This window comes from Haladaptatus ordinarius (assembly GCF_054177595.1).
This window is the reverse complement of sequence record NZ_JBPEHH010000024.1, coordinates 17,653-29,947: the sequence shown is the minus strand read 5'-3', so window position 1 is coordinate 29,947 and position 12,295 is coordinate 17,653. Positions and strand designations below refer to the sequence as shown.

The following is a 12,295-nucleotide window of genomic DNA, read 5'->3' as shown; positions in this document are numbered from 1 at the left end:
GCCAGTTGCTTATCCTACGGCACCAGTAATAAATTACTAGAATTGTTTCTATAATATATCTTCCTCAAGGGGTGATTACCGACCGAGTTCCGCGTGGGCACTGGAGAGATGACGCGACGCCAGCGCTGCGAGAAGCGAGAGTTCACCCGCCAGTGCACCGACCGCGATGACCTCTGCGAGCGCGTCAGCGTTGCTTCCAGCGGGGTTGCCACCGCCGCGGAGCCCAAGCACGTCGAGTGCCTCCGCCTGGGTGGGGAGTTTGGTTCCGCCGCCGACGGTGCCGACTTCCAGACTGGCGAGACTGACGCTGGCGTACAGTTCGTCGTCACGGGCCTCGACGGTCGTGATCGCGTTACTCCCCTCGACCACTTGCGCGGCGTCCTGCCCGGTGGCGAGATACGCGGCAGCGACGACGTTCGCGGCGTGGGCGTTGAAACCGAGGCTTCCGGCTTTCGCGCTTCCGACGAGGTTCTTTCGAGTGTTCGCCTCCTCGATGGCCTCCGGCGTCGTGTGGAGACGGTCTTCGACCGTCTCGCGTGGGATTCGAACGTCCGCCGTGACGCTTCGCCCGCGACCTTCGACGGCGTTGATGGCGGCGGGCTTCTTGTCGGTACAGAGGTTGCCCGAGAGTGCGACAAGGCTCGCGGGGGTTTCTTCTTCGACCAGCGAGGCAGCTTCGCCCGTCGCGATGGTCGCCATGTTCATCCCCATCGCGTCCTTCGTGTCGTAGACGAACCGCAGGAAGACGGAGTCGCCGACGACGTAGGACGTCACGTCGAGAAGTTCGCCGTGGCTGGTCGTCGATTCCGCGGCTTCGGCGAGTCGCTCGCGGTTGTCTCTGACCCAGTTTACGACCGCTTCGGCCTCGGCGACGCCCGCCACGCGGAAGACGGGAGCGCGGGTCATCCCAGTCTTCGTGACGCGCGCGTCCGCACCCCCGGCAGTGCTGATGACCGAACAGCCGCGGTTGACGCTCGCCAGCAGGGCACCCTCGGTGGTCGCCAGCGGGAGGTAGTACTCACCCTCGGCAGCCCCACCGTCGACGCTCACCGGTCCCGCGACCCCCAGCGGAATCTGGGCGGCCCCGACCATGTTCTCGATGTTGGATTCGGCCAGTTCGGCGTCGAAGGCGTACTCACCGACGGTGTCGAGGTCCACGTCCGTTTCCGATTCGAGGAGGGTTCGGCGGGCCTTCGCCGCGGTGTCGTGGTCTGCGTGGTCTTCGAGTTCGTGCAAGCGCAGGTCGCCCGCCCGAACCTGCTCTGCGAGTTCGTCTGCGTCGGTCATGGTTCGGAGGTTTCGCTCCCACCCCCTAACAGTTGCCTATTCGGAGTAACCATCAAGGATATATCGTCCCTGCGTCAATATCGACCATGGAAACGAGACGCGCAACGGCGACCGATATCCCAGCGATTCGTCGCGTCTCACACGAGACGCTCGATGCGGCGTACGATTTTTTCTCCGAAAGAGAACGCGAGGCGACGGTGAGAAACCGGTTCAGCGACGAGCGTCTCGGGACGGCACTGTCGGACGACGACGCGATACTCATCGCCGCAGAAGACGGCGGCGAACTCGTCGGCTGTGCGCACGTCGATACGAGCACTCACGTCGACGCCATTGGTGAGGCGGTTCTCCGAGAACTCTTCGTCGAGCCGACCCACTGGGAGGAGGGTATCGGAACCGCCCTTCTCGAGGCGGTCGAGAGTGCGATTCGAGAACGTGGATTGACGCGACTATCGGCCCCAGTCGTCGTCGACAACGAGCGAGGAAGGCGGTTCTTCGAGGCGCAAGGCTTCGAACGCGTAGAAGAGCGAGTCGAAGACCTGTTCACGGGGGGAACCGCACATCAACTGGTCTACTATCACGATTTCGCGTAGGAACCGATTTCACCGACTCGTGACGTTCTGCCGGTGGACGGCCTCCCCGTCGTGGACGACCGTCAGCGTGAACTCGCGGTTCGGGCCGCCCCGTGGAACCTCGATGGTCGCGGTGTAGTTCGCCACCGCCGCACAGCCTCGTTTCGGTTTTTTCGTCGCTCGGTGACTGGACACGCGAAGGGTGTAGTTTCGGACTCCGGTTTGTTCGAGTTTCGAGACGTCGAGCACGTAGGCGGCGTCCGGAACGCTCACGTCGCCCGAAACGACGAGATACCGACTCCCATCTTCGTCTTTCGTCTCGACTTCGACGTGGTGTTCGGTCGACTGGACACAGTTGCCGCCGGTGCTCGACGACCCGACGAGCGTCGGTTCGGCGGGCGTCTCCTCGGAGACGACGTCCGTCTTCTGTCCGAGAAATCCGGCGTCGGTGCAACCGGCGACGAGGACGGAAAGGGCGAGGAGGACGACGGGGAGCTTCGAGCGCATTAGCACAGTGGTGTCTCCGGGGCGGTAAATCCTTTCTGCCGGACCCCGAACAGTTATCGCCGTCGGAACACACCACGAAACCATGACAGCGCCAGCGGACCTGATTCTCACCAACGGGGAGGTTCACACCCTCACGAACCCCGACGAGACGGCGGAGGCGGTGGCCGTCCGCGACGAAACTATCGTTCGCGTGGACAGGGCCTACGAAATCGAGTTTCTGAACGGTGTCGACACCGAGGTGGTGGACCTCGACGGGCGCGTCCTCCTGCCGGGGTTCGTCGACGCGCACACCCACATGGCGACGGTCGGAAGCTACCTCGTCAACGCCGACCTCTCGATCGCCGACTCCCCTGCCGACTGCGTGGAACTGCTCGCCGACCTGGACGACGACCGCGAGTGGCTGCTGGGCTACGGCTTCGACGAGAGCACGTGGGACGACTCGCGCTACCTGACCCGGGAGGACCTCGATGCGGTGAGCGAGACCCATCCGGTCGTCGCCTTCCGCGAGGACATGCACATCGCGGCCGTCAACGGGGAGGTCCTCGAACGACTCGGGGACGAGATGCCGGACGAGGACGTGAAGAGAGAAGGCGGCGAACCGACCGGTATCATCGTCGAGGACGCCATCGACGTCGTCCACGAGGCCATCGAACCAGACGCCGAGACGATGCGAGAACTCCTGCTCGCCGCACAGCGAGACGCACACGAGAAGGGCGTCACCGGCGTCCACGACATGGTTCGGCGGTCTCGCGCACCCGAAGTCTACCGACAACTCGAACTCGACGGCGACCTCGAACTCCGAGTGCGCATCAACTACTGGAGCGACCACGTCGAAGCGGTCGAGGAAGTCGGCCTGCGGACGAACCACGGCAGCGAGTTCGTTAGGACGGGTGCGATAAAGACGTTCACCGACGGGAGTTTCGGCGGGCGAACCGCGAAGGTCGCAGCCCCCTACGAAGACGGGGAGGGGACCGGCCAGTGGGTCGTCCTACCCGAGGAACTGGACGACCTCGTTTCCCGCGCCGACGACGCCGGGTTGCAGGTCACGGCCCACGCCATCGGCGACGAAGCCATCGACGCCGCGCTGGACGCCTTCGAGGCGACCGACGACCCCGAGGCGATGCGCCACCGGGTCGAACACGTCGAACTCGTCACCGACGAGCACGTCGAACGGTTCGCCGAGTCGGGCGTCGTCGCCTCCGTCCAGCCGAACTTCCTGAAGTGGGCGCAACCGGACGGCCTCTACGATTCTCGACTCGGCGAAGAGCGCAGAGAACAGACGAATCGGTACCGAACCCTGCTCGATTCGGGCGCACACGTCGCGTTCGGGAGCGACTGTATGCCCCTCGACCCGCTGCTCGGAGTGCACCTCACGGTCAACGCACCCGTCGACGCACAGCGTCTCTCCGTGACCGAGGCGCTCCGCGCGTACACCCACGGGGCGGCCTACGCCGGATTCGACGAGCAGCGCCTCGGAACCGTCGAGGCGGGCAAGAAGGCGGATTTCGTCGTTCTCAACCGCTCGCCGTGGGAACACACGGACGACATCCAGGACATCGACGTGACGTTGACGGTCGTCGACGGCGACGTCGTGTTCGACGGACGGAACGATTAAGCACCGACCCACTCGATATTCTGTCATGTTCTAGCCCCTCGCCGCCGGAGAATTCGGCTTCGCGTTCGTGCTGTTTCTCGCGTTCGCCGTCGGTGCGCCGCTCGTACTCTGGTCGCTCATCGACTCCGAGAGCGACCGGGAACGGACCGAACACGACGGATGGGCGAGCGCCGAACGCGCCGCCCGCCGTGACACCGACGAGGACCGACGATAACCGACCACGACCGAAACCGACGAAGACCGTTCTTCGCTCCGGCCGCTGTGTGCTGTCGATCTGCCCGGCGGGGGCCGACCGCTCCCTCGGAACCGTCGAACCGGGGCAGATTTCACCCCCGAGTGAAACAAACAGATATGGACTCGTTCGTGGAGACCGCGGTGGAAGCGTGTCGAGTCGCGGGCGAGTATCTCGTGCGGGAGTTCGAACGCGAGTCACATGACGCCGACCACGGGCCGGACGACGTGAAGGCGGTCGCCGACAGCGGGGCGGAACGGCGAATCCTCGACGTGCTCACGGCTGCCTACCCCGACCACGCCATCCTCGCCGAGGAGTCCGGCGAGCGGTCGGGCGAGAGTGCGTATCGCTGGGTCGTCGACCCGCTGGACGGGACGAACAACTTCTGTTCGGGGATTCCGTACTTCGGGAGCGCGGTGGCACTACTCCACGAAGGCGACCCCGTGCTGTCGGTCGTCCACGAACCGCTGCACGACCACACCTACGTCGCCCGATGCGACGGGCGGACCACCCTCGACGGCGAGCCGATTCGCGCCGAGAGCGAGGTGTCGAGCGACCACGCGACGGTGTCGTTCGTCCTCGGACTCGACGTGCTCCGGGACGACGACCTGCGGGCGCAGGCCGACAAACTCGACGCGGCGCTCGGAGACCACTGCAAACGCGTCTGGAAGAGTTGGGCACCCGCCCTCGACTGGGGACTGCTCGCCCGCGGGAAGCTCGAAGCGGTGGTCTGTTTCCACCCGGACGAGGTCGAACAACACGCCGGTTGGCTGCTCGCGGAAACGAGCGGCGCGCGGTTGGCGAACGAAGACGACCTGTTTCTCGCGGCGGCGAGCGACGAGGTGTACCGGGAGCTTCGCGAGACGTTATTCTGACCCCAGTTTTCGAGCGTCGGGTGTGAAAGGTCGACGAGCGACCGGCGTCGTCTCCAATCTGCGCTACGAATGATTGAACAATCGTTACAATTATTGTGTGGCAATACATAGCATACAACATGGCAGTCAATTCGAGCCGGTCTCCGTTCGTCAAGCTGCGCAAGCACTACGAGGAGACGGCACGACGGTGTCGGAAGTGTGGCTTCGTGGACGAGGAGGGCGAGTGGCGAGTCACGGCACGCGGCGGGTCGATTCACTACCAGCACATCTGCCCGCGCTGTGACGCCATCGATACGCGAGTGCTACGGTACCAGCCCTAAAGGAGCGATTCGCCGGTCATCGCGTCCGGTTTTTCCACGTCGATGACCGACAGGAGCGTCGGCGCGAGGTCACAGAGCGATCCGCCCGCCCGGAATTCTCTGCCACCGTCGTCACCCTCCGGCGAGAGATAGACGAGCGGGACGAGATTGTAGGTGTGGGCGGTGTGTGGGTTCTCCGGCGTCCCCATGTCGTCGGCGTTGCCGTGGTCCGCCGTGATGAAGACGTGTGCTCCGTGTTTCTGGAGCGTCTCGACGAGTCGTCCGAGCTGTTCGTCCACCGCCTCGACGGCGGCGACGGCGGCGTCGAAGTCGCCGGTGTGACCGACCATGTCCGGGTTCGCGTAGTTCAACACGAGCACGTCGGGGTCGTCCGATTCGACGACCGAGATGGCCGTGTCGGTCACCTCCTCGGCACTCATCTCGGGTCGCTGGTCGTAGGTCGGCACGTCCGGGCTCTCCACGATTCGTCGAATCTCGCCGTCGAACTCCACCTCGCGCCCGCCGTTCAGGAAGTAGGTGACGTGGGCGTACTTCTCGGACTCGGCGATGCGGAGTTGGGTCTGTCCGTGGTCCGCGAGCACCTCGCCCAGCGTGTCCTCGGGTTGGTCCGGCGGGAAGGCGACGGGGAGGTCGAACTCCTTGTCGTACTGGGTCAACATCACGAACTCCACGGCCGGTGGGTTCGTCTCGAACTCCCACACCGGGTCGATGTCGGCGATCATCCGCGTGAGTTGTCGCGCTCGGTCGGAACGGAAGTTGAAGAAGACGACCGAATCGCCGTCGTCGAGGACAGGGCCATCGGCGATGAGCGTCGGTTCGACGAACTCGTCGGTGTCGCCGCGGTCGTAGGACTCGCGGATCGCATCCACCGCGGTTTCGGCCTCGTGTGCCGCCTCGCGGTTCACGATGGCGTCGTATGCGCGCTTCGTTCGCTCCCAGTTCTGGTCGCGGTCCATCGCGTAGTAGCGTCCAGAGACCGTGGCTACCTCGCCCGTTCCTCGCTGGTCGATGACCCCTTGCAGGTCGCCGAGGAAATCCGCCCCGCTCTTTGGGGGCGTATCGCGTCCGTCGGTAAAGGCGTGTGTGACGGCCTCGACACCGCGCTCTGCGGCGAGTTCGACGAGCGCGTAGAGGTGTTTCTGGTCGGAGTGGACGCCGCCCTCGCTGACGAGACCCATGAAGTGGACGCACCCGTCGTGTTCGTCTGCGTACTCGAACGCCCCGTCGATGGCCGCGTTCTCGCCGAGTTCACCCGCCTCGATGGCGTCGCTGATGCGGGTGTACTCCTGTTTCACGACCCGGCCCGCACCGATGTTGAGGTGGCCGACCTCGCTGTTTCCCATCTGGCCTTTCGGGAGGCCGACCCTGCGACCCGTCACGTTGAGCGTCTCGTACGCGCCTGCGCGTGCGAACCGGTCGAAGTTCGGCGTATCGGCGGCCTCGATGGCGTTTCGACCGCCGTCCTCGCTTCCGAGTCCCCACCCGTCGAGTACGATGAGTCCCGCTTTCATGCGCCAATCGTGGTCGGCGGGAGGTAACTAAGCTTCGTTCGAAGGGCGGGGTTTTTCGGGGTGGGGTGGGATGAAGCCTCCATGACACTCGACCCCGTTCACTTCGATGGCATCGCCCAGTTGGCCGATAGAATCGACTACGAAGGGGAAGAGCGCAACCATCAGGAACTCGCTCGAAACGTGTGGGAGAACTACCTCAACCCGCTCTATCACGATGGAACGAAGGTTCTCGAACCGATTGGCGAGTTATCGCGGCGGTGTGCAGACATCGAGGAGATCGCCCTCGAAGAAGACCGATTTGCGACGATCCACGGTCTCGACTCGGGCAGCATCAACCCGAAGGTGTTCAAAAACGGGCTCGTGGTCGACGTCGCTCACGCCGCGATGAGTTCTTCGCCCTCGAATCTCGACCTCCACGATTCGCGGACGGTCGTTAAAGCGATTCATACGAATGACGTGTCACGCGATTTCGGAACCGATTGGGAGTCCTACAGCGAGGGGAGCAAACGCCGTATCGTTCACGCACCACGTCGAGACGAACACGAACAGGAGATCGTCCACGCACTCGCACTGTATCGTGCCGAAAGTCGGCACGCACTCGACCACGCGAGCGACGTGTCGGATTTTCTGCTGTTGGACGGACCGGTGTATCCCAAGGGAATCGTCCGGTGGCGCGACCGCGGGTCGGTGCTTCCCGACCTCTTCGAAGAGTCCGACGAGATACGAACGATTCTCGAAAACTACGTCCGACTGGTCGAGGAATTCGCCGAGCGTGAGGTTCCACTCGCTGGATTCGTCAAGAACATCTCCGCGAAGTCGATAATCCGAACCCTTCGAGACAAAGAGATGAACACACCGTGGGCACACGACGCCGCGTTCTTCTCCCAGGTGCTCGAACGCGGTGAGTACGTGAATGGGAGCGGTAGCGACCGCAGGTACGAGCGACTAACCGACGACCTGACGTTCACGAACTGGTTCGTCTCCCGTGCCGGGTCGGACGCCTTCTTCGGGAGCGACGAAGCGGACCGCTACGTGGAGCGGAAGTTCGATCCGAAGCAGTACGAAGTGACCTTCTGCGTCGTCTACGACCCTCGTGGTGACTTGCTGTACAAAGTTGAAGCGCCGCGTATTTTCACGAGTGACGAAACCAATCGGCGGCGGATCGAACGCCAGATATTGAAGGAGATCGCCGTCTCTCGGGGACCACCACTGGTTATCTCGAAGGCCGATTCACTCGCCAGAATCGGACGGAACAGCATGCAGTCGCTGATAAAAAGTTTCGAACGATCCTTCGACAGCGAACTCGACGAGAATTACAACGCCGTCCGGTGGGGTCTTCACTACTGAAGTTCGCCCTTCTCTATCGTTATCTCCACTGCTTCGGCATCGACACCGATGCGTGCAAACTGGGTCCGGATGTGGTCTTCCGCGGCGACTATGGCCTGTCCGCGGGTGTCGAACCCTCGCGGCATCGGTGTCTCGAACGCGACGTTGACCTCCTCGCCGGAGACCATCTGGGCGGTGCCCCCGCTCTCGACCTGATAGAACTCGTCACAGACCCAGACGTACGGAGCGTCCTCGTCCGGCGCTCCCTTGAACGTGGGCGCGTGTTCGCCCCGTTCGTACAACGTCCCCGTCAGAGTCGTCCCCCCCGCCTCACCGCGAACGAGTAACATAGGTGCGGATAGGACGCGGAGTGGTAAAAGGGGTGCGACAGAGTGGCGGTCGAAACGCGTATACTGCACGACTGCCGGAGGCAAAAAACGACGAGAGTCGTCAGCAGACGGCGGTCTGCGCTTGCTGAACTCGTTTGTTCCCTTGGAGTTTGTACGCAGTGAGAATCGCGTCACCACCGCCTTGGAAAGTGAACGTAATCTCCGTGGTACTACTCTCGCCGGTCGAGTTCACCAACTGACTACCGAGAACCTGTCCACTTCCTTTCTTCGTCAGTTCGAAGAGGCACTTACCTTTCGCCTGGACGACTGCGGTCACTGTTGTAGTCCCCCGTTTTTGTGTGCACGAAGTGCTCACGATTTCACACTGGCCCTCCGGGTCTGCACTACCAGTCGCGGAAAACGACGTGCCGACGAGCGCGCCCATCGCGGTCGTTTTCAGAACTTTGCGTCTCGTTGTTTTTACTCGGTCGTTCATAGATTCTCCTAACTGACTCGGTGTCAGTCGTAGAACTTCCCAACGACACCAAGATTAAACGGGAAGTATCGTTTATTTTGTTCGTGTGGCTGAACGACGTTCATCGACCAGTGGACGACGTCACATTCTCGAAAAGATATCGGCTCTCACTCGGACGGGTCGACTACACGTCTCCATCGTGTCTCCGAAAAAGATGAACACCTGCGAAGATATCGTATCTGGTGGACGCGATGGGACGATGAGTCTTCGGCACCGTTCATTCCAGAAGGGGTGCGAACGATAGGAACCGCGGCGTGAAACAGCCGATTGAATTTCAGTGGTATCACCAGGTCGATGAGTGACTGATTCAGGACAGTGACGTCTCTTTCGGGGACTGCGTCTCGTTGCCGTTCGTTCGAGAGTCGGACGTGTGGAAATCGTCGTGTGAGTGACCACAGATCGGCCGAGTCTGTGCGAAACATGTTTCACGCACGACCGAGATGGCAGGCGCATGAGCGATTTAAGTAACTTCGAAGACTTCGGAAACGATTCCGGCGACGAAGGGAAACCAGACGCGCCGGAGACCGAAGTAAAAGACGAAGGGGAGGGAGACGACTTCGAGCGCGTCGACCTCGACCCGGTGGGTGACGACCGCGGCATCGGAACCCTCGCCGTGTCGGAAGGTTTGTCAATCGGCGAGGAGCGCGACGACACCTGCCTCCGGGCGTACGTGACCGCGCCGAACCGGGCCGACGTGCGAATCGGGAAGTATCTACTCGTCCCCTATCCGGACGGCGAGAAACTGTTCTGTCGCATCACGACGCTGGAGTACGCCCAGGAGTTCCACAGCGACGACGCCACCGAAATTCACGCCCGTCGGGCGATGCGAAACGAGTCGATAGACGAGACCGACTACAAGTTCATGGCGACGCTGGAACCGATCGCCGTGCTCTTTGGGGAGAGCGAGGCGCCACGCGCCTCGGAACGGTCGAGCGGTGGTGAACCGCGAGACGGGAGAGAGCTGAAACGGCGGATGACCGACCGCGTGCCGAAACCCGAGACGGTCGTCCGGCAGGCCCGCGACAAACGGGAGATAAAGACCGGATTGAAGATTCCCGAAGAAGGGGTGTTCCTCGGTCACCTCTCGGTCGGTGGCGAGAAGGTGCGAACTGCGGCAGCGCCGCCGACCATCGACTATCGTGTGAAAGACGATTACGACTCGGGCGACCCGCTCGTCTTCCGGCACACCCTCGTCGCCGGCGGGACCGGGTCGGGGAAAACCCATGGCGCGAAGAACATCCTCCGGCAGTATCTCTCCGAAGAGCGCACCTACCCGATGGACGACGGACGCGACGCCCGGATGGCGGTCGTCCAGTTCGACCCGCAGGACGAGTACGCCCAGATGCACGACGACAATCCCGACGTGACCCACGAGGACGAGCGTGCGTGGGAACGCGAGGGCGTCGCACACGGCGGCCACGACGAGACGGTGGCGTTCGTCCCCAAAGTCGGTGGGGTCACCTATTCGGCGGACCACCACCGGGCGGAGCAGGTGGAGTTCACGATACCGTTCTCGATGGTCGAGGACAACCCGTGGCTCGTCGCGGGCGCGAAGTTAAACGACAACCAGTACGGCGCGCTCACGTTCCTGCTCGGTCGATTCTTCCGCAACTACGGCGACGGTAGCACGTACGAGGAGTTCCTGTCGTACCTCGACGACCCGGCACTGCGCGAGGAGTTAGACGAGAGCGGTCGCGTCCACGAAGCGACGTTCGACGCCGTAAAACGCCGCGTTCGGTCGATTCCGGGTGGAGTGTTCGACCAGTCTGCGGACTCCATCACCGACCTCGTCCCGCAGTTCGTCCGGTCGGGTCGCCTGTCTGTCGTCCCGACGTACCACCTGCCGACGAGTCGGGCGAAAGAGATGGTGGTGCTCGCCGTCTCGAGCCTGCTCATCGACGAAAAGCTCTCGAACGCGCCGACGTTCGACCGCATCAAGGAGACGCCGCTCGTCGTCGGAATGGACGAGGCGCACAACTTCCTCTCGGACGCGGAAAGCGTGCAGGCCCAGAAAGTCATCGGGAAGTTCACGGAGGCGGCGAAACAGGGTCGCAAAGAACGACTCGGGCTGTTTCTCATCACGCAAGACCCACAGGACGTCGCCAAGTCCGTCTTCAAGCAGATCAACACGACAGTCGTGTTGAACCTCGGTGACGAGGACGCCATAAAGAGCGTGAACATCCCACCGAATCTCGAGAAAAAGGTGCCCTACATGGAGAAAGGACAGATGGTCGTCTACTCGCCAGACAACTCCGAACCGGTCGAACTCGTCGGGCTTTCGAACTGTGTGACCCGGCACGGCCGCGATTGAAACCGTTGGGCTGCATCGCATCACGTTGTGGACAAAACACTATATCAGGTGCGTTCGTCCCCCTAGGTATGAAAAAGCGAATCCTCGTTCCGATAGACGGCTCCGAGCAGTCTGATGAGGCCCTAGAACACGTCCTGACGGAGTTTCAAGACGCCGACGTGACGATCATCAACGTCATCGACCCCATCGACGTCGGGTACACGTCGACGGTCGGGATGCCCGGCCACTCCGAGGAGTGGTACGAGGAGTCAAAGGCGAACGCCGAGTCGCTGTTCGAGAGCGCACAGGAAATCGCCGACGAGTACGGCGTCACCCTCACGACGACGACCGAACTCGGACGGCCGTCGCAAACCATCGTGGAGTTCGCCGAAGAGAACGACTTCGACCACATCGTGATGGGCAGTCACGGACGGTCGGGCGTCTCGCGCATCCTGCTTGGCAGCGTCGCGGAGACGGTCGTTCGCAGGTCGCCGATGCCGGTGACGGTCGTTCGGTAGGCGAGTTCAGCACGATTTCTAGTCGAAGGCGAGTTCGGACAGCGAACGTCGAACGCGAGCGAGGCGAGCGGTTCGACGTGAGATAGGCCATCGACGCAGCCGCCGGAAACCGCCCGGTGACACGATCGCCAGAAATCAGCAGGTGACACGACCGCCAGAAGCGAAAAACGACACGACCGCCAGAGGGTAGCGCACTCACCGCGAGCGAAGGAGCGTCGCGATTGAGCGAGCGGGCCAAGGAACCCCCGAAGGGGGTGAGGAAGTGACTTCGTGAGCGACGCGAGCGAATGGCTCGGAAGTCGCACGCCCGCGGAGCGTCAGCGAGCAGGAACGTCTTCCGGTGCTTTTGGTCTAGCTTTTACAGGGAGCCGTCAGGAGCGA

General features: G+C 62.6%; 13 protein-coding genes. 8 read left to right on the top strand and 5 right to left on the bottom strand.

Annotation, left to right across the window (positions count from 1 at the left end):
* Positions 1 to 75: 75 nt before the first annotated feature.
* Complete coding sequence (gene hmgA, locus ACR3FF_RS10775; RefSeq protein WP_458188013.1) at positions 76 to 1,287, bottom strand: hydroxymethylglutaryl-CoA reductase (NADPH); 1,212 nt, start codon at positions 1,285 to 1,287, stop codon at positions 76 to 78.
* A gap of 86 nt (positions 1,288 to 1,373) precedes the next feature.
* Between hmgA and ACR3FF_RS10770 the strand changes: the two genes are divergently transcribed.
* On the top strand, positions 1,374 to 1,877 hold the full coding sequence (locus tag ACR3FF_RS10770; RefSeq protein WP_458188012.1) for a GNAT family N-acetyltransferase: 504 nt from the start codon (positions 1,374 to 1,376) through the stop codon (positions 1,875 to 1,877).
* Between the two features lie 9 nt (positions 1,878 to 1,886).
* On the opposite strand, the gene ACR3FF_RS10765 is transcribed toward ACR3FF_RS10770, so the two are convergent.
* Positions 1,887 to 2,363: a hypothetical protein gene (locus ACR3FF_RS10765; protein ID WP_458188011.1), complete on the bottom strand. Its 477-nt coding sequence runs from the start codon at positions 2,361 to 2,363 to the stop codon at positions 1,887 to 1,889.
* 82 nt (positions 2,364 to 2,445) lie between these two features.
* On the opposite strand from ACR3FF_RS10765, the gene ACR3FF_RS10760 reads away from it, so the two are divergent.
* The 4 genes from ACR3FF_RS10760 to ACR3FF_RS10745 all read left to right on the top strand — a co-directional run bounded on the left by ACR3FF_RS10760 (position 2,446) and on the right by ACR3FF_RS10745 (position 5,405).
* Positions 2,446 to 3,978 (top strand): amidohydrolase, encoded by a 1,533-nt coding sequence (locus tag ACR3FF_RS10760; RefSeq protein WP_458188010.1) that lies wholly within the window; start codon positions 2,446 to 2,448, stop codon positions 3,976 to 3,978.
* 67 nt (positions 3,979 to 4,045) lie between these two features.
* Positions 4,046 to 4,192, top strand: a complete 147-nt coding sequence (locus ACR3FF_RS10755) for a hypothetical protein (RefSeq protein ID WP_458188009.1) — start codon at positions 4,046 to 4,048, stop codon at positions 4,190 to 4,192.
* A gap of 137 nt (positions 4,193 to 4,329) precedes the next feature.
* The gene (locus ACR3FF_RS10750) at positions 4,330 to 5,085 is read left to right on the top strand and encodes an inositol monophosphatase family protein (protein WP_458188008.1); all 756 of its coding nucleotides are present in this window, start codon (positions 4,330 to 4,332) and stop codon (positions 5,083 to 5,085) included.
* Positions 5,086 to 5,204: 119 nt separating this feature from the next.
* Positions 5,205 to 5,405: an HVO_0649 family zinc finger protein gene (locus tag ACR3FF_RS10745; protein ID WP_458188007.1), complete on the top strand. Its 201-nt coding sequence runs from the start codon at positions 5,205 to 5,207 to the stop codon at positions 5,403 to 5,405.
* Here the strand turns inward: ACR3FF_RS10745 and gpmI are convergent.
* Positions 5,402 to 6,916, bottom strand: a complete 1,515-nt coding sequence (gene gpmI / locus ACR3FF_RS10740) for a 2,3-bisphosphoglycerate-independent phosphoglycerate mutase (protein ID WP_458188006.1) — start codon at positions 6,914 to 6,916, stop codon at positions 5,402 to 5,404. The genes ACR3FF_RS10745 and gpmI overlap by 4 nt on opposite strands.
* An 81-nt stretch (positions 6,917 to 6,997) precedes the next feature.
* On the opposite strand from gpmI, the gene ACR3FF_RS10735 reads away from it, so the two are divergent.
* Positions 6,998 to 8,263 (top strand): DNA double-strand break repair nuclease NurA, encoded by a 1,266-nt coding sequence (locus ACR3FF_RS10735; RefSeq protein ID WP_458188005.1) that lies wholly within the window; start codon positions 6,998 to 7,000, stop codon positions 8,261 to 8,263.
* Here the strand turns inward: ACR3FF_RS10735 and ACR3FF_RS10730 are convergent.
* Entirely contained in the window at positions 8,257 to 8,592 is a 336-nt protein-coding gene (locus ACR3FF_RS10730; RefSeq protein ID WP_458188004.1) for a DUF7113 family protein, read from the bottom strand. The genes ACR3FF_RS10735 and ACR3FF_RS10730 overlap by 7 nt on opposite strands.
* Positions 8,593 to 8,692: 100 nt before the next feature.
* Positions 8,693 to 9,067, bottom strand: coding sequence for a hypothetical protein (locus tag ACR3FF_RS10725; RefSeq protein WP_458188003.1), 375 nt, complete (start codon positions 9,065 to 9,067; stop codon positions 8,693 to 8,695).
* 490 nt (positions 9,068 to 9,557) lie between these two features.
* Here ACR3FF_RS10725 and ACR3FF_RS10720 point away from each other — a divergent pair, with 490 nt between their 5' ends.
* Both ACR3FF_RS10720 and ACR3FF_RS10715 read left to right on the top strand, forming a co-directional pair.
* Positions 9,558 to 11,417: an ATP-binding protein gene (locus tag ACR3FF_RS10720; RefSeq protein WP_458188002.1), complete on the top strand. Its 1,860-nt coding sequence runs from the start codon at positions 9,558 to 9,560 to the stop codon at positions 11,415 to 11,417.
* A 68-nt stretch (positions 11,418 to 11,485) separates the two neighbouring features.
* Complete coding sequence (locus ACR3FF_RS10715) at positions 11,486 to 11,914, top strand: universal stress protein (protein WP_458188001.1); 429 nt, start codon at positions 11,486 to 11,488, stop codon at positions 11,912 to 11,914.
* Positions 11,915 to 12,295 lie beyond the last annotated feature (381 nt).

Bases quoted from the DNA above. Each gene is read 5' to 3' on its own strand.
- hmgA (WP_458188013.1), bottom strand. From the start codon at position 1,287: ATGACCGACGCAGACGAACTCGCAGAGCAGGTTCGGGCGGGCGACCTG.
- ACR3FF_RS10770 (WP_458188012.1), top strand. From the start codon at position 1,374: ATGGAAACGAGACGCGCAACGGCGACCGATATCCCAGCGATTCGTCGC.
- ACR3FF_RS10765 (WP_458188011.1), bottom strand. From the start codon at position 2,363: ATGCGCTCGAAGCTCCCCGTCGTCCTCCTCGCCCTTTCCGTCCTCGTC.
- ACR3FF_RS10760 (WP_458188010.1), top strand. From the start codon at position 2,446: ATGACAGCGCCAGCGGACCTGATTCTCACCAACGGGGAGGTTCACACC.
- ACR3FF_RS10750 (WP_458188008.1), top strand. From the start codon at position 4,330: ATGGACTCGTTCGTGGAGACCGCGGTGGAAGCGTGTCGAGTCGCGGGC.
- ACR3FF_RS10745 (WP_458188007.1), top strand. From the start codon at position 5,205: ATGGCAGTCAATTCGAGCCGGTCTCCGTTCGTCAAGCTGCGCAAGCAC.
- gpmI (WP_458188006.1), bottom strand. From the start codon at position 6,916: ATGAAAGCGGGACTCATCGTACTCGACGGGTGGGGACTCGGAAGCGAG.
- ACR3FF_RS10735 (WP_458188005.1), top strand. From the start codon at position 6,998: ATGACACTCGACCCCGTTCACTTCGATGGCATCGCCCAGTTGGCCGAT.
- ACR3FF_RS10730 (WP_458188004.1), bottom strand. From the start codon at position 8,592: ATGTTACTCGTTCGCGGTGAGGCGGGGGGGACGACTCTGACGGGGACG.
- ACR3FF_RS10725 (WP_458188003.1), bottom strand. From the start codon at position 9,067: ATGAACGACCGAGTAAAAACAACGAGACGCAAAGTTCTGAAAACGACC.
- ACR3FF_RS10720 (WP_458188002.1), top strand. From the start codon at position 9,558: ATGAGCGATTTAAGTAACTTCGAAGACTTCGGAAACGATTCCGGCGAC.
- ACR3FF_RS10715 (WP_458188001.1), top strand. From the start codon at position 11,486: ATGAAAAAGCGAATCCTCGTTCCGATAGACGGCTCCGAGCAGTCTGAT.